Origin of the sequence: Streptomyces sp. NPDC056128 (assembly GCF_042263835.1) — a bacterium.
Classification (GTDB): Bacteria; Actinomycetota; Actinomycetes; order Streptomycetales; family Streptomycetaceae; genus Streptomyces.
Genome location: NZ_JBHJVQ010000011.1, coordinates 40639 through 66095 on the forward strand (window position 1 = coordinate 40639; position 25457 = coordinate 66095).

The window sequence follows — 25457 nt, forward strand, 5'->3', positions numbered from 1 at the left end:
GCCCCCGCCCGTCCCCGTACCTCCGCCGTTCGCTCCGTTCACGCCCCCATTGTCCCCGGCGCTTGCACTTTGGCAACACCGTTGCGAAAGTGGGAGGCATGACTGGTACTCCCCCCGCCCACGCCCCCGGCGGTCCGCTGCGCGTCGGCCTCGTCGGCTACGGCCTCGCGGGCTCCGTCTTCCACGCCCCGCTGATCGCCGCCACCGAGGGCCTGACCCTGGACACCGTCGTCACCTCGAACCCGGAGCGGCAGCGGCAGGCCCGCGCCGAGTTCCCGGACGTACGGACCGTGGCGACCCCGGACGAGCTGTTCGACCGGGCCGCCGAGCTGGACCTCGTCGTCATCGCCTCCCCGAACAAGACGCACGTGCCGCTCGCGACGACGGCCCTGAAGGCCGGTCTGCCGGTCGTGGTGGACAAGCCGGTCGCGGGCACGGCGGCCGAGGCGCGCGAGCTGGCGGCGCTGGCCGAGGAGCGCGGCCTGCTGCTCTCCGTCTTCCAGAACCGCCGCTGGGACAACGACTTCCTGACCCTGCGCGAGCTGATCGCCGAGGACGCCCTGGGCGACGTATGGCGGTTCGAGTCGCGCTTCGAGCGCTGGCGGCCGCAGCCCAAGGGCGGCTGGCGCGAGTCCGGCGACCCGGCGGAGATCGGGGGCCTGCTGTACGACCTCGGCAGCCACGTCGTCGACCAGGCCCTGGTCCTGTTCGGCCCGGTCACGCAGGTGTACGCCGAGTCCGTCGTCCGGCGCGCGGGCGCGGAGGCGGACGACGACACGTTCATCGCCCTCACCCACGCGAGCGGCGTCCGCTCGCACCTCTACGTCTCCTCCACCGCCGCCCAGCTCGGCCCCCGTTTCCGGGTGCTCGGTTCGAAGGCCGGCTACGTCAAGCACGGCCTGGACCCGCAGGAGGCGGCGCTGCGCGACGGCGCGCGGCCGGGCCCCGGCTGGGGCGAGGAGGACGAGGCGCTGTGGGGTCGGGTGGGCTCCGGCGAGTCCCCGGTGAGCGGCGGCGGAAGCGTGGCGCCGACCGTCCCCGGCGACTACCCGGCCTATTACGCGGCCGTGGCGAAGGCCCTGCTGGCCGGCGGCCCGAACCCGGTGGACGCCCGGGAGGCGGCCGACGCCCTGGACGTACTGGAGGCGGCCCGCCGGTCCGCCCGCGACGGAGTGGTGGTGGCCCTGTGAGCGCCGGGCAGAACGAGGCGTCCGTACCGACCGTGGCGGAGCTGGAGGAGCAGGAACGCCGCCTGGTCTTCCGCCGGTTCACCCACGACGACGCGTGGGCGCTGGGCTCCCTGCTGGTGGAACTGGCCCGCGAGCGGCAGGCGCCCGTCGCCATCGACATCCACCGCGCGGGGCAGCAGCTCTTCCACGCAGCGCTGCCCGGTTCGACCCCCGACAACGACGCCTGGATCGCGCGCAAGCGCCGGGTGGTGGAGCGGTACGGCTCGGCGTCGTACCTGGTCGGCTCGCGCTTCCGGGCCAAGGGCACGACGTTCGAGGAGTCCTCGCGGCTCGACCCCGACCGGTACGCGGCGCACGGCGGCTCCTTCCCGGTCACGGTGGCCGACGTCGGCGTGGTCGGCTCGGTGACGGTGTCCGGGCTGCCGCAGGTGGCGGACCACCTGCTGGTCGTGGAGGCGCTGGAGCGCTTCCTCGGCGAGTAGCCCGTACGCCCTGCCGCCCGTACGGCGGCAGCCGGGAATCACAGCCCGCCCCCTCCGGTTGGCACGCGGTGTACGCATGACGATCACAACGCCCCACCGGAGGGATCGCGGCTGATGAGCGACACGAAGGCTTCTTTGCGGGAATCGGTCGGACGGTACGGCGTCTGGAGCGTGCAGCTGCGCGCCGAGGACCCGGCGGGCGCCGGTGAACGCGCCGAGGCCGCCGCCGAGTTGGAGCAGCTCGGGTACGGCGCCCTGTGGCTGGGCGGCAACAGCTCCGCGCGGCACGCCGTCCCGCTGATCGAGGCGACCTCGCGGATCGTCGTCGGCACCAGCATCCAGAGCATCTGGGAGCACGAGGTGGCCGAGACGGCGGCGAGCTTCGCCGAGCTGGAGGTGGCGCACCCGGGCCGCTTCGTGCTCGGCCTCGGGGTGAGCCACGGCCCGCGCGTGGAGGGGTACAGCCGCCCGTACTCGACGATGGTCGACTACCTCGACGGCCTGGACCGGGCCGGGATGCGCTCCGGCCACCGGGTGCTGGCCGCGCTCGGCCCGAAGATGCTGGACCTCTCCCGGGACCGGGCCGCAGGCGCGATCCCGTACCTGGTCACCCCGGAGCACACCGCGCAGGCCCGCGAGCGGCTCGGCGAGGGGCCGCTGCTGGCCCCGGAGTTCAAGGTGGTCCTCGACTCCGACCCGGCCCGCGCCCGCGCGACGGCCCGCGCCTACCTCGCCCGGTACCTGGAGCTGCCGAACTACACGAAGAACTTCCTGAACCTCGGCTTCACCGACGACGACGTCGCCGGCGGCGGCAGCGACCGCCTGATCGACGCCGTCTTCGCCTGGGGCGACGAGGCCACGATCCGCGCCCGGATCGACGCCTTCCTCGACGCCGGCGCCGACCACGTGGCCCTCCAGGTGGTGGAGGACGACATGACGCAGACTCCCAGGGAGGGCTGGCGGCGGCTCGCCGCGCTGCTGGACTGAGCGGTCGCCCTTGTCTCATTAGTGGCTGTAGGCACCACCGGGATCCTGCTAGGAATTAGAGCGGATTTCTAATTCAGCCGGAACGGGGAGTGCCGATGTCCGACTCAGCACAGCCGAACCCACACCGCGACGCGAGCCGCCGTACCGCCCTGAAGGCCGGGATGGGGCTCGCCATGGGCGCCCTCGGCGTCGCCGGTGCGGCCGCACCGGCCGCCGCGGCACCGCGCGGCGCCACGGCCCGGGTGCTCCAGGCGGGCACCCCGCTGTGCGACCAACCCGGCGACTCCGCCGCCGCCCAGGGCCTGGGCTCCGGCGACCTCGCCATCCCGTACTACCGCGAACACGACGGCACCTGGGGCTACGTCTTCGGCGACGCCTGGCGGGGCATGCAGCAGACCGGGGAGTACATCGGCTCCCCGGTGATGCTCAACCAGGACCGCTTCGACGCCTCCGGCGCCACCCCCATCTCCTTCACCTGGGCCATGCCCACCGCCGGCCGCGCGGGCCAACTGTTCGCCTACGGCCACGACCGGGACAACGGGCACGGCTTCGAGGTGAGCCGCATCCCCAACGACTGCATCGAGTTCGGCGGCCGCACGTACATCCAGTACACCTCCGTGGCCACCTGGACGCCGCCCGCCGGGTACGACGGTTCGCTGATGTCCGGCGTCGCCTACTCCGACGACCACGGTGTGACGTGGCGGGACTACCCGTACCACTGGGCGGGCGACACCCAGGGCGTGAACCAGTCCATGTACGGCATGTGGTCGTTCGCGGGCATCGACCCGGACGGCTGGCTGTACATCTTCTCCAAACGCTGGAACGGCACCCACGTCAACACCGCGGACGGCGGCGCGATCCAGCTGTTCCGCATCCGCCCCGACGACTTCCGCGCCGGGAACTTCGGGGCGCAGGAGAACTGGGCCTTCGTGGACGGCGGATGGCGGTGGACACGCTCCGCCCCGCCCTCGGTCATCCTCTCGGGCAACAACATCGGGGAGTTCTCCGTCAAGCGGATCGGCGGCACCTACTGCATGAGCTACTTCGATGTCACCGACTACTCGATCTGCACACGCACCGCGTCCCGTCCGGACGCCGTGTGGTCGTCGCCCAAGCCGCAGATCGTCGGCGACAACCGGCTCCCCCCGAGCCACTGGGGGAAGCCCCAGGTCCCGTTCCTCTACGGCGGATACATCCACCCGGGCAGCGCCGGCCCGAACTCGCTGACGCTGATCGTCTCGCAGTGGAACGGCAAGCTGCACGAGCCGCCGTACTGGGTGCTCCAGTACGACGGCATCGCGCCCTGAGATCGCGCCCTGAGTCAGCCTCGGAACGCGAGGCGTCAGGCGTCCTTCAGTTCCTGCCGCTGCCGTCCCAGCCCGTCGATCTCCAGCTCGACGACGTCCCCGGCGCGCAGGTACGGCTTCGGCTCGGGCTGTCCCATCGCCACCCCCGCCGGCGTCCCGGTGTTGATGACATCACCGGGACGCAGCACCATGAACTGGCTGACGTACCGCACGACCTCGCCGACGGGGAAGATCTGGTCCGCCGTCGTCCCGTCCTGCTTCAGCTCACCGTTCACCCACAGCCGCAGCGGCAGCCGCTGCGGGTCGGGGACCTCGTCGGCGGTGACCAGCCAGGGGCCCAGCGGGTTGAACGTCTCGCAGTTCTTGCCCTTGTCCCAGGTGCCGCCGCGCTCGATCTGGAACTCCCGCTCCGACACGTCGTGCGCGACCGCGTACCCCGCGACGCACGCGAGCCCCTCCTCCGCCGACGCCAGGTAGCGGGCCGTGCGCCCGATCACGACCGCCAGCTCCACCTCCCAGTCCGTCTTGACGGAGCCGCGCGGCACGAGCACGGTGTCGTGCGGCCCGACCACCGTGTCCGCCGCCTTGAAGAAGACCACGGGCTCGGCGGGCGGCTCGGCCCCGGTCTCGCGGGCGTGGTCGTGGTAGTTCAGCCCGATGCACACGACCTTGCCGATGTGCGCCACGGGCGGCCCGACGCGCAGCCCGGCGCCGTCCAGCGCGGGCAGCTCACCGGCCTCGGCGGCGGACCGTACCCGGCCGAGCGCGGCCGAGTCGGCGAGCAGCGCTCCGTCGATGTCCGTCACCACGCCCGACAGGTCACGCAGGATCCCGTCGGCGTCGAGCAGCGCGGGTCGCTCCGACCCCGCCGTACCGACTCGCAACAGCTTCATGATCCCCAACTCCTCGGTCTCGGGCAGCCCGCCCGATGAGGTGCGACCTGGGTGCGGCAGGCACGCGACACCATCGGAGGGTTGGTCGATCCTCCAAGGTCAGGGTCCACTCCGCAATACCCCGTTCACGTACTGGACCGTAGCCTGACCGGCACCGGAGCCTCACCGGTACAGGACGGCCCGCTCCACGACGCTCCACGTGGTGCTGGTGACGACGTACAGCGCGGCGGCCAGCGGCACCACCGCCACGGTGACGAGCGTGAAGAAGGACATGAACGGCATGACGCCGGTGATCGCCCCGAGCCCCGGCACCCGCTGCCCGTCCGCCTCCGGCAGCAAGGGACGGTCGGCCATCGTCCGCTTGGTCAGCCGGTAGCTGAAGAAGGCCACCCCGGCGACGACGGCGAACAGCGCGGCGTACACGAGACCGGCGCTCCCGAAGGGGCCGCCGTCGCCGAGCGCGTCGGCCCACCGCCCGCCGAGCGGGGCGGCGAGGAGCTGGTGGGAGAGCAGCGCGTTGGCCTCGCCGCCGATCGAGGAGTTGGAGAAGAGGTGGTAGAGGAGGAAGAACGCGGGGATCTGGCACAGGCTGGGCAGGCAGCCCGACAGCGGGGACACCTTCGCCTCGGTGTGCAGGTCGAGGACGGCCCGCTGCAGCCGTTCGGGGTTCTTCGCGTGCGTGCGGCGCAGTTCGGCGATCCTCGGCTGGAGTTCGGCGCGCGCCTTCTGCCCGCGGGCGGCGGCCCGGGACAGCGGGTGGACGAGGAGCCGTACGAGGGCGGTGAACAGGACGATGGCGGCGGCCGCGGCGGAGGCGCCGAACAGCGGCTGGAGCAGGTCGGCGAGGTGCTCGACCAGGCTGGCGAAAACGGACATGAGTGGGTGAGCCCTCCGAGGGTCTCGTCGTGCCGGGACTGGGACTGCGGCATGACGACACGCCCCGCGCGGGGGTGACTTCCGTGGCTTCGGTGAAGCGGGTGCCCTACGCGGTGGTCGCCGGGAGGGTGCGTCCGGGCGCTCGGGGCCGGCGGCGGCCGGCGGCGTCGGGATCGCGTTGGGGCAGGAACGCGGTACGCAGGTCCCGGTCCCTGATGGCCGTACGCACCCGGGTCGGCGGCACGGCGGGCACGCAGCGCGCGGCGATGACGGCGCAGACGGCGAGCGCGGAGCCGACGGCGGCGGTCGCGGCGAGCGCGACGGTCGCGGAGAGGTTGCCCACGTCGACGAGCGCGACGGGGAGGAGAACGAGCAGCAGGACGAGAAGGGGACGCAGGACGGCCCGTCGCTGGGTCATCGACGGCTCCCCCTCTCCTCTGCGTTCTCGTACGTTCTCGTACGCGCGTTTGCCCCAGTTATACAGGACTTGGCTTTGCACAGGAGGTGGCGCGGGCGTTAGGCGGGATCGGCCGCCGACGGCTGCGGCTCGGTCTCGATCGGCTGGAGCAGCCGGCGCGGTCCGAGCAGCGCCCGGCTGACGGGGTCGGCCGGGTCGGGGTCGAGTCCGGGGCCCGGCTTCATGTGGATGTCGCGGACGGCCACGACGGTTCCGCAGGCCGGGCAGGCGCCGTACGGACTGAGTTCCGTGCCGCAGTCGGCGTGCCAGAAGGTGCGCATCGGCTCCCCGCCGAGGTGCTCGCGCCCCCAGATCCCCAGCGCCCGCAGGGCCGGCCACAGGGCGATGCCGCGGTCGGTGACGACGTACTCGTCCCGGGGCGGCGACTCCTGGTACCGGCGCTTCTCCAGGATGCCCTCGGCGGTGAGCGCCTGGAGGCGGTTGGCCAGGACGGCGCGCGGGATGCCGAGGTGGACGAGGAAGTCGTTGTAGCGCCGGACGCCGTAGAGCGCGTCGCGGATCACCAGCAGCGTCCACCGCTCGCCGACGACCTCCAGCGCGCGGGCGATCGAACACTCCTGTGCCGCGTAGTCCTTGCCCAGTGCCATGACGTCCACTGTAGCCACTTTCCCCGTTGTTGGTTCATTGACCGAACCGATGATGCTAAGTTGACCGCGCTCAGGTCAGTTCATTGACCGAACCCACACACCACACACCACACACCACACGTCACACATCTGGCACCGAATCGAATCGAGAAGGCGGGCAGCCATGACCGACACCGGCACGGACCCCGTGCGAACGGCCGTCATCCCGGAAGGGCCGGGCACCGACCGGGCCGCGCCCCCGCACCCCGGCCGCACCCTGGCCCTGACCAGCGCGGCGACCGCCGTGGCCCTGATGACGTACACGGCGCCCATGGTCACGCTCCCCCAGACGGCCGCCGACCTGCACACCCCGGTCTCCGCCCAGGCCTGGCTGCTGAACGGCACCCCGCTGGGCCTGGCCGCGCTGCTCCTGGTGGTCGGCAGCCTGGCCGACGACTACGGGCGCCGCCGGATCTTCGTCTCCGGCACGCTGGCCCTCGGCGTCACCACGGTGCTGGGCGCGTTCGCGTCCACGACCTGGCTCTTCACGCTGGCCCGCATAGCGCAGGGCGCGTCGAGCGCGGCGCTGCTGGCCAGCAGCCTCGGCCTGCTCGTGCACGCCTTCCCGACCCCCGCGGGGCGGCTGCGCGCGACCGGCGTGTGGGGCGCCTTCGTGAGCGGCGGCATCGCGACCGGCCCGCTGGTCGTCGGGGCGATCCCGGACTGGCGGGTGGCGTACGGGGTGCTGGGCGCCGTCGCCCTGGTGGTGGCGGGGCTGGGGACGCGGGGCCTGTCGGAGTCGCGGTCACCGCGGGGTGGCCGGCCGGATCTCGCCGGGGCGGTGACGTTCGGCCTGGCGCTGGTCGCGCTGGTGGCCGCGCTGACGCTGGGGCGGGAGGGCTGGCTGCGGGCACCGGTCGGGCTGCTGCTGGCGGCCGCCGTACTGCTGGGCGCCCTGTTCGCCGTACTGGAGCGCCGGGCGGCCACCCCGATGATCGACCTGTCGCTGCTGCGCCGCCCGCGCTTCCTGGCGTCGTCCGCGGGCGGGCTCTTCACGGGCCTCGCGATGATCGGCCTGTTCAGCTTCCTGCCGGCGCTGCTGCAACGGGCGCTCGGCCTGTCCGCGATGGACACGGCCTGGCTCTTCCTGGTCTGGTCCGGCCCGTCCTTCGTGGTGTCCCTGCAGGCCCGCCGCATCGCCCACCGCATCTCCCCGCCCCGGCAACTGGCCGTCGGCTTCGTTCTGCACGCGGGCGGCGCCCTGTCGATGCTGGGCGCGGTCGAGGCGGGCTCCTGGCACCGGCTGCTGCCCGGCCTGGTGGTGGCGGGCGTGGGCAGCGGCCTGGTGAACGCCGCGCTGCCGCTGCTCGCGGTGGAGTCGGTGCCGGTGGGGCGGGCGGCGATGGGCTCGGGCGCGCAGCAGACGTTCCGCTACATCGGCTCGTGCGCCGGGGTGGCCCTGACGATCGCGATCGTGACGTCGGCGGGCGGCCTGGGCCGGGGCGCGGACACGGCGCTGTGGGTGTCGGCCGGGCTGGCGGTGGCGGCCGGGGTGCTGGTCGGGACGGTTCGGGAGCGGGACTGACCCGGCGGAGGCCGAGCCGCCCGCTGGCCCGGCCGACCGCCGCCGGTGTCCGCCACCCGGGTGCCTGACCTTCGTCACCTCCCGGCAGTACGGTGTCCCCCATGCGCCCCGACACGCCCGCCGAGAACGTCGACCACGCCGCCGAAGCGGCCCGCCTGGAGCGGACCGCCGGCCTCTACCCCGAGGACGCGGAGGCCCTGCTGCTGCGCGCCGCGGCCCACCTGGAACTGTCCGGCGACCGCCCCGCCGCGACCACGCTCTACGACCGCCTGCTGTCCTCCGCCACCGGCTCCCCCGAGCTGGAGAACCCGTCCCTGGTCCGCGCCCTGAAGGCGTCGAACCTCTGGGAGTACGACCACGAGGCGGAGGCCAGGGCGATCATCGACGGTGTCCGTGCGGCGGCACCGCGCGACCCGGCGGCCTGGGTGATCGTGGCCGAGGCCCTGGAGTCCCACGACGAGCTGGAGGCGGCGCACGAGACGCTCACGGAGGGCGCCCGCCTGCTCCTGACGGACGGCGCGGAGCCCCCGTACTCGACCCACCCGCTCCTCTACGGCCGCCACCGCGTCCGCAGGATGCTGGGCCTGCCCCACGACGAGTGGGACACCCTGGCCGACACCCTCCACACCATGCCGGTCTCCCTGGACGAGCTGCACGACCCGAAGCGGGTCTGGTCCCTGGGCTCGGACAACCCGGCGGACCTGGAGGCGGAGATCTCCCGCCTCCGCGCCGAGCTGGGCGCCTACCGCGAGGCCCTGTCCCGCCCCTTCCCGGTGGCGATGCTGCACTGGCCGGCCGGCGAACTGACGGAACTGCTGGAGGCGTACCCGGCCCTGGCCGCCGAGTACCCCTCCTACGAGGAGCACCTGGCGACGATAGAGGCGGCCCTGCGCGAACTGGCCTCGTCCGGCACCCCGAACCTGGGCGTGGTGCCGGGCACGGTCCCGTCCTACGAGGCCTTCGCGGCCTCGGAGAGCGCGTCCCCGACCGACCCGTCCCTGCTCCCGCAGTACGCGACGACACTGGCGGCCCGGGGGCTGGCGGTGGCGTGGCCGCCGCAGCGGGGGGCGGCTTGCTGGTGCGGGTCGGGGCGGGCGTACGGGGAGTGCCACGGCTCGGACTAGGGCCTGTCCGACAACGTCTGGTAAGGGTCAGGCGTCGCGGTAGCGGGTGGCCAGGTCGGTGCTCTGGCCCCCGAAGGCGGCGAGGTCGGCGGTGAAGACGTTCTCCAGGAGGCGGTGGTCCTCGACACCGGGCGCGCTGACGGTCTCGCCGAGTTCCAGACCACGCAGGGCGCCGGTGACGACGTCGTCGGCGCTCATGCGCGGGACGCCGCTGAGGTCCATGCCCTGCGCGGAGTGGAACTCGGTGGCGACCACGCCCGGGCACACCACGTGGACGCGGACACCGGAGTCCTCGACCTCGGCGGCCAGCGTCTGGCCCATCGCCACCAGGTACGCGAGCGCACCGGCGTAGACAGCGCGGCGCGGCATCTGGGACTTGTCGGCGGGGCCGGAGAAGGCGATCATCCCGGCGACGTTGACGACGGTGCCGCTGCCCCGGCGCCGCATGCCGCCGACGGCGGCGCGCATGAGCTGGGTGGGGGCGAGGACCTTGACGTTCACCAGTTCCCGGGCCTTGTCGGCGGGCAGGTCGGCCAGCGGCATGTAGTGGGCGACGCCCGCGTTGTTGACGAGGACGTCGAGCGGCTCGTCGGCACAGTACGCCGCCACCGCGTCGATACCGGCCTCGGTGGACAGGTCGGCGGCGACCGCGCGCACGGCGACCTCGGGATGCGCGGCGGCGAACGCGGTGAGGCGGTCCTCCCGGCGGCCGACGACGATCAGGTCGTAGCCGTCGGCGGCGAAGCGTTCGGCGAAGGCCCGGCCGATGCCGGAGGTCGCGCCGGTGACGAGTGCGAGCTTGCTCATGTGGAGTTCCTGTCGGTGGCCGGCGCCGCGGCCGGCGGGTTCGGGACGTCTCCCACCCTCGTCCCGGCCCGCGCGCCGAGCCAGTTCCCCACGTATCCAGGGGAGTGACGGGACCCCCTCTCCCGGGCCGCCGGCGGTCCAGGGGCGGCATAGCGTGGGACGTATGAGCGTGGGCGTATGAACGAGCAGCCGAATCTGCTGGGCGAGTTCCTGCGCGCCCGGCGCGAGCTGGTGACCCCCGAGGAGGCCGGCATCCCCGTCAGGGGCGTGCGCCGGGTGCCGGGGCTGCGGCGCGAGGAGGTGGCCATGCTGGCGGGCATCAGCGCCGACTACTACCTGCGCCTGGAGCGCGGCCGGGACCGCAGGCCGTCCCTCCAGGTCCTCGAATCGCTCGCCGAGGTGCTGCGGCTCGACGACGACACCCGCGCCCACCTCTTCGGCCTGGCCGCCGACCGGCCCCGCCGCACCCGGCGCCGGCACCGGGAGACGGTGCCGCCCAGCACCGCCCGGTTCGTCGAGCTGCTGCCCGTGCCCGCCTTCGTCGAGGGCCGCCACCTCGACGTCCTCACGGCCAACCCGCTCGCCGCGGCGCTCTCCCCGCGCCTGGTCACGGGCGGCAACCGGCTGCGGGACGTCTTCCTCGACCCCGGCGAGCAGAGCCTCTTCCCCGACTGGGAGAGAGCCGCGGCGGCCCTCCTCGCCGGCTTCCGGGAAGCGGTCGGCCCGGACACCGACGACCCCCGCTGTGCCGAACTCGTCGGGGAGCTGTCCCTCGCCAGCCCGCTCTTCCGCAGACTCTGGGCCCGGCACGACGTACGCCCCCGCGGCAGCGCCACCGTGCTCTTCCGGCACCCGCAGGTCGGCGACCTCACCCTCAGCCGCGAGAAGCTCCACATCACCGACACCGACGGCATGATGCTCGTCGCCTTCCACCCGGTCCCGGGCACGCCGGACGCGGAACGGCTGGCGCTGCTCGGGTCGACTGCGGCGGGACGCTGAAACCGTCGGCTAAGCCGCCTCCGGGGCTGGCGGACCGATGAGTTCCCGCCGTGCCGGACGTCTACAGGTGCGACATCCCTGACGGATCCCGCCGGAACCCGAGCGGATACCGCAGCACCCGAGGAGACGCAACGACATGAGCACCGACCAGACCCGCACTCCGGCCCCGACCCCGGCCGACGGCCTCTCCTACACCCTGACCCGCACCCTGGACGCCCCCACGTCCAAGGTCTGGCAGGCCTGGACCACCCCCGACCAGTACGCCCAGTGGGCCCACGCGGCCCCCGGCTCCGTCGAGATGGACGTCCGCCCGGGCGGCCCCTGGAAGGCCACGATGCGCACGCCGGACGGCACGGAGTTCCCCCTCACGGGCTCCTACGTCGAGGTCACCGAGAACCGCGCCCTGACCATCGGCATGGACATCCCGGGCCGCCCGGACCAGGCGACGATGACCGTCGAACTGACGGAACAGGGCCCGCGCAACACGCTGCTCGTCCTGAGCCAGACCTGCGACTCGGTGGAGGAGCGGGAGATGGCGGAGGAGGGGAGCGGGATGCTGCTGGACGGGTTGGAGGGGTTCTTGGGGGACGGGGCGAAGGGATGAGCCCCCTCTGTCTCGGATACGCGGGTCGCGGACAATAGGGATGCGGCTCGCGGACCGCGAGTGGTTTCTTGTACGGATGCGAGTACAGAGGCTGCGCGACGCCGTACGCCGTATCGACGCCCTGACCGGCACGCGCCCAACCACCGGCCGGACGCACGACGCCGCCGACGACACCGTGGGAACCATCGCAACCGACAGCGCCAGAGGCTTCGACCCGTTCCCCCTCCTCGCAACGCTCCAGGCGAGCGGCGTCCACGTGATCGTCATCGGTCAGGTGGCCGGCATCATGCACGGATCCACCGAGCTGACCGGAGACCTGGACCTGCTGTGGGACGCGGACCCGAGTAGCACCGTGGCACTCGGCGCAGCGTTCGCCGCCGCAGGTTGCAGGCTCCGGGCGGACGACACATCCGACGCGTCGACCGACCCGGAGCTGCTCCTGCGCCCCAAGGCCACCTTCGACTCCACACGGGCATGCGGGGACTGCTGCACGCCGTCGCTTCCGTGGGGCGAAGTGGATCTACGGGCCGTCCTCGCCAGGTCCGAGACCGCAGCCTCCCCCGACGGCCTCGAAATCCGCATCCCGACCCTCCCGGACCTCATCCACATGCAACGCGCGCTGGGCCGCCCGAAGGACCTGCGCCGGGCAGCCGAGTTGGAACGGCTCCGCGACATGTCGTGAGGTTCGCCGGAAGAAGGGCGCTGTGCCCGAAGCCCCCCGGGACACAGGAGCCCGTGGGTCGAATGAGCACCGACGGCCAAGGGGCACTGGTAGCGACCTGACGCGTTACGCACTGTTGTCACACCGCCACCCGCGATAGCCTGCCCGGCGACCACGGGCTGCACGGCCTGGAAAGACACGGAGAAACGCGAGGACAGCGGTGGAGCGGGGCGGAATGCGGGGACACTACGACGGGCTCGCAGCCGAGTACGACGAGCACTGGGTCTACGGACCGGAGTACGTCCCGTGGATGTCCGGCCGAATTGCCGAGGCACTGCGGCTCGGCCCCGCCGACCGAATCGCCGACATCGGCTCCGGCACAGGCCTCTTCGCCCGAGAGCTGGCCAGGCAGCTACGCCCCAGCCATCCCATTCTGTGCGTTGACCCCTCCGAAGCGATGCTCCGCGGACTCGGCACCCCGCCCGCGCCAGAGCTGATGCCGGTCGTGGCCTCGGCAGAGGACATCGCCGAAGCCCGGGTCCGGCTGCCGTATGAGGAAGTGGACGCGATCTGGATAAAGGAGGCGGTGCACCATGTCGCCGACCCAGCGCGCACCTTGCGCGGGCTCACCGGCCGGCTGGCCCCAGGCGGCCGGCTGCTGATCGTCATGCTTCCCGCCACCATCAGGTACCCCCTGTTCAAGGCGGCCCTCTCGCGCTTCGAAGAGCTGCAGCCGGACCCGGCCCTGATCGAAGCGCAGCTGCGCCGGGCCGGGTTGGAGACCCGGCTCAGTTACGTCGAGCACGAACTCCGCATCGACCGGGACAGGTACCTCGACATGGTCCGCGCCCGCTACATGTCGCTGCTCTCCACCTTCAGTGACAGCGAGATCGAGGAGGGCGTCGAAGAGATGCGAGCCGCCCACCCGGAGCCCGTGCTGGTCTTCCCGGACCGGTTCGCGTTCGTTCTCGGCCAACGTCGGGAGGACAACACGTGAGCACCGTCGTCGACGAACGGCTGCGGCGCCTGCGTAGGGAACTCGACGATCACTCGCGGATCGCCGACCGTCTCGGACTCGACCTGGAACGCCCGTTACGGTCGCTCAACGACGGCTATCCGGAGAACGCCGTCTAACTGGTCGGGAAGCTGACCGAGAAGCTCCTCAAAGAGCTGTGGCGGCATCACGACGTCGAGGGTGACCCCTCGACCAAGGCACTCAACGACCTGGTCAAGCGCTGCCGCCCATACATCCGCAGCAGCACCGTTCTGGACGCACTCGACGACATCCGGCGGTTGCGCAACCGCTCCACGCACGACGGGTACGAGATCAGCGACGAGGACGGGCTGCTCGCCGTACGAAGGCTCGTCGATGTCCTCATCTGGTTCACGGACACCGGGAGCGCGGCCCTCCTCGGTGGGGAGCCGGACGTGGCCCCCGAGGTCGCACGTCGCTGCGAATTCCTCGCAGGACTTCATGTCACCCTCGGCTACCGGCAGGCCAAGCGATTCGTGCTCAGCCCGGACACCGTGTACCTGCTGTTCTGCCGGGAATCAGGGATGCGGCTCGAGTACGTGGAGCTGATGCTCTCCCGAGACGCCGACGACCTCGGCACCGTCCTCACCTCCCGCGGCGGTGAACTGCTCCGGACGCGGCTGCCCAAGCTCACCCGGTTCGTCGTGGTGGACAACGAGGGTGGTGCGGCTCCTGGCGCGCTCCACCAGCTGCTCGGAACCGACTTCCGGATCGTGCGATACGACGGCTTCGTCGACACCGTGGTCAATCTCGACACCCACCTCGCCGGAGTCTCCGGAGTTGCCGCCCCCGGGGACGTGAGGGGGACTCCCCCCGGGCCTCGAACCGTTGTCGCCGCATCGGTCCTGAGCGCCGACCCACGCACCGGTGAATCGACGGTGACGGAGTCCGGAGACGCGGCCGAGCTCCTTGCCCGTCTCGCTGGTGGCAGCGCCAACGTCCTGGTCACCGGGCGCCCGGGCAGTGGGAAAAGCACTCTTCTGCGCGCCCTGGCCGCGGATCCGGAGGTCCGCCGCTTCCGCTTCTACTTCGATCTCGGCCTCAAGCCGAAGGACGAGCCCTTCTCCGAGTACGCCGCCCGGGTCCTCGCACCGGCCATGGCCTCGGACCGTTCCCGCGCGTACGACCTCTTCCTCTACCTCATCCGCTCCGGGACCGCGCTGTGCGTGCTGGACGCCTTCGACGAAGGGGTCACGGAACCGAGCCCCGCCGGGTTCCTGCGCCTGTTCACCGATCTCTCGGCCGTCCTGTCCGCCGAGTCCGCCGTTGTCATCAGCTCCCGAGTCTCGTTCTTGGCGGACTCGCCCCAGGTACGTCAGTTGGTGGACAGCGGCGCCGGCCGCTCCGAACAGCTGGTGGAGCAGATGTACGCGAATGGGGTGGACCCGTCCCGCGTTCCGCACTTCCATGTCGTCCGCCTCACCGAGCCCGAGGCGACGCCGCTCGAGCGAGGTCTCACCGCGCGGCTCGGTCTTGCCCCGGGCCGGCCTCTCGCGGAGATCCTCGGCACCCACCTCACGCGCACGCTGACCGAGCGCGGGCGTCCCGAGCTGGAACAGCGCCTGCCAACCACACTGGGCCGGGCGTTCCTGACCGACCGCACGGTGTTCTCCCTGCTGGACCTGCATCGCGAACTGGGCGGCGACGCCTTCACGGACGGACGGCTCGATCCGGCTTCCTGCGTCCTCGCGCCCCTGCTGCGCCCGGCGGGGCCGGACCACGTAGCGTTCGCGCACACTGCTTACCAGGAGCTGTTGGCTGCCCGGTATCTCGCAGATCCGGCTCATAGGGAAGCCGTGGCCGGCCTATCCGGCGGCGCCTTCCTGACAGAGCAGGTGCGTGCCTTCCTCGCCGGAATGCCCTACGACGCAGCCGGCGCCGGCGCCACGGAGGGCGACGACTGCGTGCTGCCCGCCGGTGCGTACCTCGTAGGCCCGGCCGAGCGGTTACTGGTCCGACGCGTCACGTGCTCCGTCCTCTTCGACCGCCGTGCCGTGACGGTCGCCCGCTACCGGCGTTTCCTCGACTCACTCGACCCGGACGGGACCTCGCGCTGGGACCACCCGGAGCAGCCGTCCCATATCACCCACCGTCCCTGGACGAACCGTTTGCGTCACCCCGACTACTACGAGAACCGGGGCTTCGACAACCATCCGGCAACCTGCGTCAGCTGGTGGAGCGCCTACGCGTTCGCGGCGTTCGAAGGGAAACGGCTGCCGACCTCGCTCGAATGGGAGGCAGCCGCGCGTGGAACCGACGGACGGCTCTTCCCCTGGGGCGACGTCCCGGACATCAGCCGGGTCAACTGCGCCGACACGTGGGTCGGCCGCCCCGTCACGACGTACCAGGCATGGCTTCGGGACTTCGCGGGTGAGGCCGTCCGCCGGGCCGGCGTCAAGCCCACGGACGAACGCACCGGCAACCGTTCCCCGTTCGGCGTCCTGGACATGGTGGGCAACTGCTGGGAGTGGACCTCCACATCGGTGGACGACCCGGCCGAGGCCGTCATCTGCGGCGGAAGCTACGACAACCCGATGCGCGCGGTGCAGACCAGCACGAAAGGCATCTACCGCAAACGTGGTGGAAGCAACGCGGTCGGTTTCCGCTGCGTCGAGGACGTGGACACGGGGGACGGCCCCGCCACGGCCCGGAGCGTCAGCACGACTGGAGTGGAGGGGACAAGGCCATGAGCGTCAGCGGCGAGGGCGGCGGTTTCGGCGGCAGCGGTGGGCCGCGGCACGGGACCATCGTGGACCGGCGGCCGAGCGGCGGAGGAGCGAGTGGCACGGTCGGTTCCTACGTCGTCCGGGACGACGATGACGAGCGGTACTACAACTTCGACTACCGGCAGATCGTGACGGAGGGCTTCCGCACCATCCGTACCGGCGAGCATGTGCGCTTCCACATCAGTGCCACGAGCCCCGGTCAGGCGGAGTTCGTCATCCGTCTCGACCAGCCCGACCCGGCTGAGTACTACCGGTGACGGCTGCCGAGGCCACGCCACGGCTCGACGACGTCACGGGAGCCCGGCAGGAACTGACCGTCGTCCTGCCCGCGCGTCTGCGCCGTGCCCCCAGTTGGCCACAGGGCCCGTTCCCGTTCGAACTCGGCAGCCGCCGTACGGACTCGGCGACGAGATCGACCTACTTCGCCCCCGCTTCCGCCCGGGCCCTCTACGGCAGCCCCGAACGCCCCCGCCGCTGGCACCTGCCCATGGACCTCAAGCACGACGGGCTGCACCTGCTGGGAATAGAACTGCTCCGTGCTGCCACGGCCCGCGACCCCGACCACGCGCTGGCCGTCCTGCACTTGAGTGCCGAAACACCGCTGCTCCCGGTGCTACGCACCTTGGCCGGCCGCGGCTCGCCCGCCACCGGCGAGCCTCTCGTCGGACTCACCGGGCCGTTCGATCCGGCCCTGCTCCTCGACGGCGTCGCCGACGTCGGGGACCCGACCACACCCTTCGCACTCTCCCGGCCGTACACGATCGCGTTCCTCACCCCGACGGCACGGCACACTCCCGCGCTCCGCGACGGCCCCGAGGGCGAACTGCCCACCACCGCCGACCGCTGGCTGTGGCAACTGGCCTCCCGTTCCAGCCCGCAGGACTTCCCGCTGGCCCCGGAGACTCTCGCGACTCACCTCCAGGACGTCGTACGCATCTCCGGAGACTGGAGCGCCCTGGTACTGCGGCAGGGCGCCGCCTTCCTCGGCCACCGCGCCGACACCGGCGAAGCGGACTTCTACCGCTTCGGCGCGCTCCATTCCCGCACCGTCTACCTGGACGCTCTCCTCCTCGGCTCCCTCCAGCGCGACCACATCGACGAACTCACCGACGAGCTGTCGGAGGTGTTCACCTCGCCCCGGCACCTCGCCCGCCGCGTCGCCGCCCTGGAACGCAACATCGCGCACTTCCGCAGCGGCTACTGGCGTCAGCACCTCACCGCCCACGGCCCCGCGAACGAACTCCTCCTCGCCTTCCAGAACCAGCACCGGCTTCCGGCCCGCTTCAACGAGATCCTCGCGGAGGCCGCCGACTACAGCCGCCTGGTCCAGACCCAGGAGAGCCAGCAGATCAGCGGCGCCCTGGGCGTCCTGACCGTCCTCGGCCTACCGCTGGGCACGGCCCTGGGCGTCCTCCAGGTCCTGGGCGACGACTCCCTGTCCCACCTGCTCATCGCCCTGGCTCTGTCGGTGGCGGCGACTGCGGGGGTGCTGACTACGCGGTACGGGCGGTTGGTGTTGTCGTCGTTGCGGGGTGGACAGAGCAGGCGCTAGAGAGAAGGGGCGTCCCCGCCGGCCCAGGACGCGACTGCCCCGAAGAGGCGCAAAACTTCGGGGGCTCTCCACGGACTACCCTCTGTGGTGTGTCAGAGGATCTCGCGTGGGAAGCGCCAGACGGCTCCTGGGCTTCGTCCGCTGCGCGCCGCCGGAATATGCAGGCGATTCGCAGCCGGGACACAAAACCAGAGAAGCTGGTCCGGCGGCTAGTCCATGTCCAAGGCCTGCGGTTCCGTGTCGCCGCCCGTCCTCTGCCAGACCTGCGCCGGACTGCGGACATGGTGTTCCGCCCGGCCAAGGTTGCCGTCTTCATCGACGGCTGCTATTGGCATGGGTGCCCCGAGCACTACGTACCACCGAAGACGAATCAGGGCTACTGGTCCGAGAAAGTCCTGCGCAACGTGGAGCGTGACCGTGACACTGACCAGCGGCTCAGGGAGGCTGGGTGGCTCGTACTCCGTTTCTGGGAGCACGAGCCGGCGGAAGAGTGCTCGCACGCGGTCTGCAAGGCGGTGTCCGACCGAAGGGCACGGTCCCGTAAGACCCCGCACTCGGGCGCCCAGGCTGTGCAGCGTCCCGACCTGGAGGCTTAACGCTTCTCACCATGGCGGAAGAGGCCATGTCACCCCCTTCTCCCTCCCTTACTCTGTCTCCAGCGGATGCAGTTCCGTAAGCGGTTTCTGTGGGGGAAGCTGTCTGGCTGCATTCGCGTCGATGCACAGCTAGTGCGCGCGATCTAGCCGCACCAGCGCAAGAGTTTGGGGGCCAAAGGTGGCGGTTGAGCGCACGAACCGCGATGTCGGCTCTGTCTGTGGTAGATAGAGCGGTTCTACACCCGCGACCAGTGGCTGAACCTGCTTCCCACCACCGGCGGCCTCACCTGGCTTCGCCCCGACCAACCGACTGGGGTACCGGGCGCGATCGGGGACGCCATCGACACCCTGGGGGTCACTTCACGATGCATTACATGACCCTGGCGACCACCGCCGTCCGCATCGGCGCTTCTTGATCCGCAGCCGTGCCGCCTGGTGCCGGTCGGCACGGCGGTTCGGATCCGGCCTCCCGGCGCCCCCACCACAACCCGCCCCCCACCATCCCCAAAGATTTCCCCCACCGCTCCCCTCCCGTTCGCCGAGCCTGGCTACCTTCGCCTCGCCCCGTCCGGTACAGGAGAGGTACACCCATGAGCAGCCCGGTCAACCGAACCGAGACACGGCAGTCCGTGGCCACCATCGCGTCGGCCCGGCAGCGTGGGGAAAGGGGCCGGGACGGGGGTGGGTCCGGGCGGTCGGCGGAGCAGGTGCTGCTCGGGATTCAGGGGAGCGCCGGGAACCGGGCCGCGGCCGCGGCGGTGCAGCGTGCGCGCGGCGCGGACAAGGGCAAGGCGCCGGAGAACGGCGGCGTCGGGGGTGACGGGGCGCAGAAGCGGAAGAGCTACCGGGACCGGATCGCCTCGCTGCTCGACCGGTTCAAGAAGAATCTCGAACCCATCGACACCTGGATCAAGGGCGTCCAGACGCCCACCAACGCCGGCTTCACCCAGCAGGCCGCCGTCTCCGCCAACGAGGGGCTCAAGCACTCCACCGCCGCCTCGGGGACCTCCGCCGCGTCGGGGAACCTCCTCACCGAGGCCGCCGGCACCGTGGTGAGCGGCATGGACGCTTACAAGAGCCTGAAGGACGCCAAGCAGAGCGGGAACGGGGCCGAGCACCACACCGCGAACAAGAGGGCCAAGACCAAGGGGACCGACGCGGTCGTCGGCGCCGCCGGTTCGGGCGCCTACAGCGCGGCCATCGCCAAGGAAGTCACCAAGATCCAGAAGGCGGCGGACGCCGCGGTGGCCTCCGAGGCGAGCGGTGTCGCCAGCGCCGCCGTCGCCGGGATGAAGAGCGTCCGGTCCGTGTTCCGGGTCGGGGGTGCTGCGCGGAAGTACAAGAGGGTGAAGGAGCTGGGCGATCCTCATCTCGTCCACGCCGAGTCACTGGCCCGGCTGAACGAGTCGCGGGAACACGCCAACTGGGCCGCCGCAGAGGCGTACGTCGCGCTGGATGCCTACTGGAAGCAGGAAGGCGAGGGGCGGCTGGAGCTCATCGGCGAGGCCGTCGATGCCGCCTGGGACGCGATGGGTGAAGCCCGTGACGCCGCCGAGAGCCTCCAGCGTGCCGAGAAGAATGTAGAGAAACTGAGCACCGCCCAGGGGTACGCGAAGAAGAAGCAGCTCACCAAGATCGGCAAAGAGACCATCGGTGGCGCCTTGGGGGAGTCCACCAAGGCCGCCGCCGGGGTCGTGACGGCGGTCGCGGCGGGAACGGCCGGGCTCGCGTCCAATCCGGTCGGCTGGGGCCTCGCCGGCGCCGGCGCCGGACTCGTCCTCGGCGTCACCCTCTACAAGGCGCTCCGCGCCGCCACGAAGCGCTACGAGGAGGTCCGCCACCCGGAGATCTGGGCGAAGGAGGGCGAGACACCTGCCGAGGCGGCGTCCCGCAAGGAATCGCTCCAGCACGCCCTGAAGTTCTGGAAGAAGGTGTCCAAGGGCGAGCGGGCGGCCATGGCGCGGGAGATCTACGCCCTGGCCGCGGGGCCCGACATCGCCGGGAGCGGCGGTACGACGGAGGAGATGCGGCAGTCCGGCATGTCCCTGCTCATCGCGCTCAAGTCGGGCCCCGCCGACCACAAGCTCGGCCAGGAGGCGTGGGTGGCGAGCCTCAACGACCCGTCCAAGACGGACGGCTGGATCAAGGAGATCGCGGAGCAGCTGGCGTCGGGGTGACACACACGGAGGTGTGGCCCGTCCTGCGCCCTGCAAGTACCAGGGTGTCATCCCTCAAGGCCAACCTCTTTTCGGCCAAATGGAGTTGGCTGTCATCCGCGCATTTTTCGGCTCAATCCACCGACGGCTCCGTTACATGGTCACCAGGCCGGCACGAGGCGTGAGCGCAAGGGGTAGGGTCCCTTGCCGTACGTCGAACGACGTTCGCGGGTACGGGAGTTCGGGGTGAGTCGGGGCCTGCGGGGTCCCGGGGCGCCTTGAGTCCGCGTCGTCGTCGCCCCCAGCTCGTACCGGCCTCGTGTGTTGCTTGGAGATCCATGTCGTGCGCCGCCCTCACCGTCCCACGAATCGCCGGCTCCTCGGCGCGCGGTGGTCCCGGGAGACAGCACCGGATCTCTTCTGCCTGTTGACGACCCCCGGCCGTGCCACGGGCGTGCCGGTACGTCGTCCCGCGCCTCGCGCTTCGCGCCTTCGCGCCGCCGTCCCCCGGTCTCGGCCCACCCCCACCGACGGCTTCCGATCCGTGAGGACCTGATGACTGAACTGATAGTGAGCGCCGCCGCGTTGCTGGCGGTGGCCGGAGTCGGGGCCGCGTGGTACTTTCCGGCGCAAACGCGACGAGGCGCGGCGCCGGGCCGAGCAGCTGCGCGAGCACGCCGACCGGCTCACCCTGCAACTCGTCGCGGCCGAGCAGTGCGTGAGGCACATCGCGGCCACCGTGGTACCCGCGGTGGCGAAGGGCGGTGAAGGGGCCGAGGCCCGGCTCCTCGTGCCGGCGCAGCTCGACGGGACCCCGCTCGCCGAGCGGCTGCGTGCCGTCCCCGGAGCGGTGGCCTCGGCCGTGGCGGACGTACGGGGGCAGGAGCGGGCGGCGGCCGCCCATGCCGCGGCCCAGGCCGCCGAGCGGGTACGGCAGGACACCGAGCGGCACGTCGCGCAGGTGCGGCAGGAATCCGTCGGCGTGGCCCGCGCCGCCGTGCGCGGCTTCGCCAACAACGTCGTGGCGCGGTCGGCGCGGCTGGGCCGGGCCGTCAGCCAGGGCGTACGGCGGCACATCTCGGACGAGGCGTACGCGACGCTGGTGGAGATCGACCACCTCGCGCAGCAGATGCTGCTCACCGCGTCGGGGTACTCCGTTACTCGCCGGGGACAAGCTGTCCCGGCGCTGGCCCGCCACCTCGCTGACCGACATCACACGCGCGGCGATGGGCCGGATCGAGGGGTACGAGCGGATCAAGCACCCCGAGATGGGGTCCGTGGTGGTCGAGGGGCGCGCGGTGGAGGCGGTCGTGCACGCGCTCGCCGTCCTGCTGGACAACGCGCTGCGCTACTCCCCGCCCGCCGCCAGTGTCCACGTCTCGCTCGAACAGGGGTACCACGCCTGCTTCCTGATCGTGGACGACGCCGGACTGCGCATGGACGACGAGCGGCTGCTGTGGGCCGGCAACGTGATGTCCGGCGAGCAGCGCGACGACATCACCCGCCTCGGCGCCCACCCCCAGACCGGGCTGCGCGTCGCCTCCCTGCTCGCGGAGAACTACGGCTTCCGCGTCGAACTGACCGCACCGAACATCTACCAGGGGACCCGGGCCATGGTCGTCCTGCCGAAGAACCTGCTCGTCGATCCCGCGGCGGGCGCTGCGTCGGGGACTGCCGCCGCGGGGACGGCGCAGCCCGCGGCCGTGCCCGTCGCGCCGTCGGCCGCCGACCCCACGCCCCCGGTGCCCGTCCCCGCCCCCGCGCCAGCCCTCATCACCGAGCCCGCGCACGAGCCCACACCGGAGCACGAGCCCACGCCGCCGGAGCACGAACCCGCCGCCCCGAGCCCGGAACCCGCACCCGCACCCGTACCCCCAACGCCCCCCGCACCCACCCCCACCACCACCGCCAGCGGCCTCACCGTCCGCCGCCGCTCCCCCGCCCCCACCCCGTCGCGGCCACGCCCCGCACCGGCCGCCGACACCGAGCCCGGCCGTCCGGCCGTCGCCGCCGCCTGGGCCGCCGGCACCCGGCGCGGGCGCGACGGGGAGCCCGCACCGGCCGCCCGGGGCACGGACGAGGACACGCCCCGCGAAGCCACCCGCACGGACCGGGACGCACCCCGCGAAGCCACCCGCACCGCCGCCCACCACGCCCCCCACCAGGCCCCCCACCCGGCCGCCCGCGACGCCGCTCACGACGAAGGACACTGATCGTGCAAGACACACACACCAACAGCCTGGGCTGGCTGCTCGACCAGGAACTCGGCACCGTCGAGGGCGTCCGCTACGCCGTGCTGATGAGCAGCGACGGGCTGCTGAAGGCCCGTACGACGACGATCGGCCAGGACGACGGGGAGAAGTTCGCGGCGCTGACCGCGGCGCTGCGGGCGGCGGGCAAGGCCTGGGACGAGTTCACCGGCGGGGCGGGCATGCGCCAGCTGCTGATCGAGTCGGTCGGCTGCATCGGACTGACGACCACCGCCGCGAAGAACACCATGCTGTCGGTGTGCACGACCGGCCCCGACGCCGACGTCGGGCTGATCTCCCATCACATGGTGCGGCTGGCCACCCGGGTGGGGCACGAGCTGGGCACGGCGGAGCGCGTGCCGGTCGCGGAGGGCGCGGAAGGCGGCTCGACGGCATGACGGGGCCGCGGCGTGACCCCGACATGGTCAGGCCCTACGTCCGTACCGGGGGCCAGGTCCGGGCGCGCGAGGACGTGCGCGCGGAGAGCGTGGTCATCGCCGCGACCGGCCCCACGGACACCCTCGCCCCGGACGCCCGCCGGGTGATGCGGCTGTTCGCCGGCGCGGAGGGCGGCCTGGCCGTCGCCGACATCGCCGCCGCGCTGGAGCTGCCGCCCTCCACGGTGCGCATCCTCGTCTCCTCGCTGATGGACTCCGGCCACCTGTCCAGCCCGGTCGCCGCGACCGAGCACCAGCCCGACTTCGACCTGTTGCAGGAGGTACTCCGTGGACTGCGCTCCATGGTCTGACCCGCCCGTCACCTACGTCCCGGCCTCGGTGACGCGGTCGGCCAAGATCGTGGTCGCGGGCGGCTTCGGCGTCGGCAAGACGACGTTCATCGGCAGCGTCTCGGAGGTACGGCCGCTGCGGATGGAGGAACCCATCACGCAGGCCAGCGCCGGCGTGGACGACCTGCGCGGCACCCCGCACAAGACGACGACGACCGTGGCGATGGACTTCGGCCGCATCCACATGGCCGACGGGCGGCTCGCGCTGTACCTGTTCGGGCTGCCGGGGCAGTCCCGGTTCCAGCCGCTGTGGGAGGACCTGGCGGAGGGCGCCCTCGGCTGTCTCGTGCTGGCCGACACCCGCGACCTCGACGCCTCCCACGACGCCCTCGGTCTCCTGGACGGCGCGGGCATCCCGTACGCCGTCGCCATCAACACCTTTCCCGGCGCGCCGGGTTACCCCGAGGCCGAGCTGCGCGAGGCGCTGGCCCTGGAACCCGCCACCCCCCTGACGGCCTGCGACGCCCGCGACCGCACGTCCTCGCTGCACGCCCTGATCACGCTCACCGAGTACCTCTCCGAGCACAAGCAACAGCGCGAGCACCGCTCGGCCGACGCCCTCCTGGAGTCCCGCCCATGACGTTGCCCTCCGCCGAGCCCGCGCCGACGAGCCCACCGGGCCGGATCGCCCTGTACGACCCGGAGTTCGCGGCGGATCCGCACGCCGCGTACCGGCGCATGCGGCGCACCCACGGTCCGCTCGTCCCCGTCGATCTGGCGCCCGGTGTCCCCGCGACCCTGGTGATCGGTTACTACCAGGCCCGCCGCATCCTCAACGACCCGCTGCGCTTCCCGGCCGACCCGCGTGCCTGGGAGAAGCTGATCCCGGCGACCTGCCCGGTCCGGCCGATGATGGAGTGGCGGCCCAACGCGCTGCGCTCGGGCGGCGCCGAGCACGCCCGCTACCGGTCCGCCAACACCCACGCCATCGAGAAGGTCGACCAGCACGGACTGCGCGCCCTCGTCGAGAAGGTCGCCGACGGTGCCATCGACGGGTTCCGCACCGTCGGCTCGGCGGACCTGCTCACCCAGTACTCGTTCCCCATCGCCTTCAGCGTCCTGAGCGCGCTGCTGGGCTGCCCGGACGAGATCGGGCAGCGCATCGCCGACGGCATGGCGAAGATCTTCGACACCACGAACGCCCAGCGCGGCAACGAGATCCTCGCCCAGGCCGTGTCCGACCTCGTGACGCTGCGCCGCCGGCACCCCGGCGACGACATCACGTCCCGGCTGACGCTGCACCCCGCCGAGCTGACCGACGAGGAGATGGGCCATCAGCTCGTCACGCTCTACGGTGCCGGGATCGAGCCGCTGACCAACCTGATCAGCAACACGATCCTGAAGATCCTCACCGACGAGGAGTTCTCCGCCGACCTGCACGCCGGGCTGTCCACGGTGCGCGACGCGCTCGACGCCGTCCTCTACACCGACCCGCCGATGGCCAACTACTGCATCTCCTATCCCCCGTACCCCATCGACGTGGAGGGGGTGCTGCTGCCGGCCGACCAGCCGGTGGTGATCTCGATGGCGGCCGCGAACAACGACCCGGCCCTGACGGAGGGCGTGCCCGAGGGCCGGCACACGGGCAACCGGGCCCATCTGGCCTGGAGCATCGGCCCGCACTCCTGCCCCGCCCGTTCGCACGCCTACCTCATCGCGGAGACCGCGGTCACGCACCTCCTGGACGCGCTGCCGGAGACGGACCTCGCCCGCCCCCTCGCCGACCTCACCTGGCGTCCCGGCCCGTTCCACCGGGCCCTGGAATCGCTGCCCGTCACCTTCCCCGCCGCACACTAAGG

General features: G+C 72.0%; 26 protein-coding genes and 1 pseudogene. 22 read left to right on the plus strand and 5 right to left on the minus strand.

Going from position 1 to position 25457, the window contains the following annotated elements; all coding sequences use genetic code 11:
• The first annotated feature begins 98 nt into the window (after positions 1 to 98).
• From ACFC1X_RS21700 to ACFC1X_RS21715, 4 genes are all read left to right on the plus strand, one after another.
• Positions 99 to 1190, plus strand: coding sequence for a Gfo/Idh/MocA family oxidoreductase (locus ACFC1X_RS21700; RefSeq protein ID WP_376355995.1), 1092 nt, complete (start codon positions 99 to 101; stop codon positions 1188 to 1190).
• Positions 1187 to 1672, plus strand: coding sequence for a heme-degrading domain-containing protein (locus ACFC1X_RS21705; protein ID WP_376355997.1), 486 nt, complete (start codon positions 1187 to 1189; stop codon positions 1670 to 1672). Before ACFC1X_RS21700 ends, ACFC1X_RS21705 begins: the two co-directional genes overlap by 4 nt.
• 114 nt (positions 1673 to 1786) lie before the next feature.
• Complete coding sequence (locus tag ACFC1X_RS21710; protein WP_376355998.1) at positions 1787 to 2659, plus strand: LLM class F420-dependent oxidoreductase; 873 nt, start codon at positions 1787 to 1789, stop codon at positions 2657 to 2659.
• Positions 2660 to 2754: 95 nt separating this feature from the next.
• Positions 2755 to 3966 carry a DUF4185 domain-containing protein gene (locus ACFC1X_RS21715; protein WP_376356000.1) on the plus strand — a complete coding sequence of 404 codons (1212 nt, stop codon included), beginning with the start codon at positions 2755 to 2757 and terminating at the stop codon, positions 3964 to 3966.
• A 35-nt stretch (positions 3967 to 4001) separates the two neighbouring features.
• On the opposite strand, the gene ACFC1X_RS21720 is transcribed toward ACFC1X_RS21715, so the two are convergent.
• From ACFC1X_RS21720 to ACFC1X_RS21735, 4 genes are all read right to left on the minus strand, one after another.
• On the minus strand, positions 4002 to 4859 hold the full coding sequence (locus tag ACFC1X_RS21720; RefSeq protein WP_376356002.1) for a fumarylacetoacetate hydrolase family protein: 858 nt from the start codon (positions 4857 to 4859) through the stop codon (positions 4002 to 4004).
• Between the two features lie 162 nt (positions 4860 to 5021).
• Positions 5022 to 5735, minus strand: coding sequence for a YidC/Oxa1 family membrane protein insertase (locus ACFC1X_RS21725; protein ID WP_376356004.1), 714 nt, complete (start codon positions 5733 to 5735; stop codon positions 5022 to 5024).
• A 106-nt stretch (positions 5736 to 5841) separates the two neighbouring features.
• Positions 5842 to 6153, minus strand: a complete 312-nt coding sequence (locus ACFC1X_RS21730; protein WP_376356005.1) for a DUF6412 domain-containing protein — start codon at positions 6151 to 6153, stop codon at positions 5842 to 5844.
• A 98-nt stretch (positions 6154 to 6251) separates the two neighbouring features.
• Positions 6252 to 6800: a winged helix-turn-helix transcriptional regulator gene (locus ACFC1X_RS21735; RefSeq protein WP_376356007.1), complete on the minus strand. Its 549-nt coding sequence runs from the start codon at positions 6798 to 6800 to the stop codon at positions 6252 to 6254.
• Positions 6801 to 6963: 163 nt separating this feature from the next.
• On the opposite strand from ACFC1X_RS21735, the gene ACFC1X_RS21740 reads away from it, so the two are divergent.
• Both ACFC1X_RS21740 and ACFC1X_RS21745 read left to right on the plus strand, forming a co-directional pair.
• Complete coding sequence (locus tag ACFC1X_RS21740; RefSeq protein ID WP_376356009.1) at positions 6964 to 8364, plus strand: MFS transporter; 1401 nt, start codon at positions 6964 to 6966, stop codon at positions 8362 to 8364.
• Between the two features lie 101 nt (positions 8365 to 8465).
• Complete coding sequence (locus tag ACFC1X_RS21745) at positions 8466 to 9488, plus strand: SEC-C metal-binding domain-containing protein (protein ID WP_376356011.1); 1023 nt, start codon at positions 8466 to 8468, stop codon at positions 9486 to 9488.
• Positions 9489 to 9515: 27 nt separating this feature from the next.
• Here the strand turns inward: ACFC1X_RS21745 and ACFC1X_RS21750 are convergent, their stop codons facing one another.
• Positions 9516 to 10295, minus strand: a complete 780-nt coding sequence (locus ACFC1X_RS21750) for an SDR family NAD(P)-dependent oxidoreductase (protein ID WP_376356013.1) — start codon at positions 10293 to 10295, stop codon at positions 9516 to 9518.
• A gap of 177 nt (positions 10296 to 10472) precedes the next feature.
• On the opposite strand from ACFC1X_RS21750, the gene ACFC1X_RS21755 reads away from it, so the two are divergent.
• From ACFC1X_RS21755 to ACFC1X_RS21830, 16 genes and pseudogenes are all read left to right on the plus strand, one after another.
• Positions 10473 to 11294: a helix-turn-helix domain-containing protein gene (locus ACFC1X_RS21755; RefSeq protein WP_376356015.1), complete on the plus strand. Its 822-nt coding sequence runs from the start codon at positions 10473 to 10475 to the stop codon at positions 11292 to 11294.
• A 136-nt stretch (positions 11295 to 11430) separates the two neighbouring features.
• Positions 11431 to 11898, plus strand: a complete 468-nt coding sequence (locus ACFC1X_RS21760) for an SRPBCC domain-containing protein (RefSeq protein ID WP_376356017.1) — start codon at positions 11431 to 11433, stop codon at positions 11896 to 11898.
• Positions 11899 to 11974: 76 nt separating this feature from the next.
• Positions 11975 to 12580, plus strand: a complete 606-nt coding sequence (locus ACFC1X_RS21765; RefSeq protein WP_376356019.1) for a hypothetical protein — start codon at positions 11975 to 11977, stop codon at positions 12578 to 12580.
• A gap of 214 nt (positions 12581 to 12794) precedes the next feature.
• On the plus strand, positions 12795 to 13556 hold the full coding sequence (locus tag ACFC1X_RS21770) for a class I SAM-dependent methyltransferase (protein WP_376356021.1): 762 nt from the start codon (positions 12795 to 12797) through the stop codon (positions 13554 to 13556).
• Positions 13553 to 13693 carry a hypothetical protein gene (locus ACFC1X_RS21775; RefSeq protein WP_376356023.1) on the plus strand — a complete coding sequence of 47 codons (141 nt, stop codon included), beginning with the start codon at positions 13553 to 13555 and terminating at the stop codon, positions 13691 to 13693. Before ACFC1X_RS21770 ends, ACFC1X_RS21775 begins: the two co-directional genes overlap by 4 nt.
• 159 nt (positions 13694 to 13852) lie before the next feature.
• On the plus strand, positions 13853 to 16282 hold the full coding sequence (locus ACFC1X_RS21780; protein ID WP_376356025.1) for an SUMF1/EgtB/PvdO family nonheme iron enzyme: 2430 nt from the start codon (positions 13853 to 13855) through the stop codon (positions 16280 to 16282).
• Entirely contained in the window at positions 16279 to 16575 is a 297-nt protein-coding gene (locus ACFC1X_RS21785; protein WP_376356027.1) for a hypothetical protein, read from the plus strand. Before ACFC1X_RS21780 ends, ACFC1X_RS21785 begins: the two co-directional genes overlap by 4 nt.
• Positions 16572 to 17870, plus strand: coding sequence for a hypothetical protein (locus ACFC1X_RS21790; RefSeq protein WP_376356029.1), 1299 nt, complete (start codon positions 16572 to 16574; stop codon positions 17868 to 17870). The genes ACFC1X_RS21785 and ACFC1X_RS21790 overlap by 4 nt, the downstream gene beginning before the upstream one ends.
• Before the next feature lie 158 nt (positions 17871 to 18028).
• Entirely contained in the window at positions 18029 to 18466 is a 438-nt protein-coding gene (locus ACFC1X_RS21795; protein WP_376356278.1) for a very short patch repair endonuclease, read from the plus strand.
• 228 nt (positions 18467 to 18694) lie between these two features.
• Positions 18695 to 18882: pseudogene (locus tag ACFC1X_RS21800) on the plus strand (SAM-dependent methyltransferase); the annotation flags it as partial.
• A 174-nt stretch (positions 18883 to 19056) separates the two neighbouring features.
• A complete protein-coding gene (locus ACFC1X_RS21805) occupies positions 19057 to 20643 on the plus strand; it encodes a hypothetical protein (RefSeq protein WP_376356031.1) in 1587 nt (528 codons plus the stop codon).
• A 1205-nt stretch (positions 20644 to 21848) separates the two neighbouring features.
• The gene (locus ACFC1X_RS21810; protein WP_376356033.1) at positions 21849 to 22835 is read left to right on the plus strand and encodes an ATP-binding protein; all 987 of its coding nucleotides are present in this window, start codon (positions 21849 to 21851) and stop codon (positions 22833 to 22835) included.
• A 2-nt stretch (positions 22836 to 22837) separates the two neighbouring features.
• The gene (locus ACFC1X_RS21815; RefSeq protein WP_376356035.1) at positions 22838 to 23269 is read left to right on the plus strand and encodes a roadblock/LC7 domain-containing protein; all 432 of its coding nucleotides are present in this window, start codon (positions 22838 to 22840) and stop codon (positions 23267 to 23269) included.
• Entirely contained in the window at positions 23266 to 23619 is a 354-nt protein-coding gene (locus ACFC1X_RS21820) for a DUF742 domain-containing protein (protein ID WP_376356037.1), read from the plus strand. The genes ACFC1X_RS21815 and ACFC1X_RS21820 overlap by 4 nt, the downstream gene beginning before the upstream one ends.
• Positions 23597 to 24238 (plus strand): ATP/GTP-binding protein, encoded by a 642-nt coding sequence (locus tag ACFC1X_RS21825; protein WP_376356038.1) that lies wholly within the window; start codon positions 23597 to 23599, stop codon positions 24236 to 24238. The genes ACFC1X_RS21820 and ACFC1X_RS21825 overlap by 23 nt, the downstream gene beginning before the upstream one ends.
• Complete coding sequence (locus ACFC1X_RS21830; RefSeq protein ID WP_376356040.1) at positions 24235 to 25455, plus strand: cytochrome P450; 1221 nt, start codon at positions 24235 to 24237, stop codon at positions 25453 to 25455. Before ACFC1X_RS21825 ends, ACFC1X_RS21830 begins: the two co-directional genes overlap by 4 nt.
• Positions 25456 to 25457: the final 2 nt, after the last annotated feature.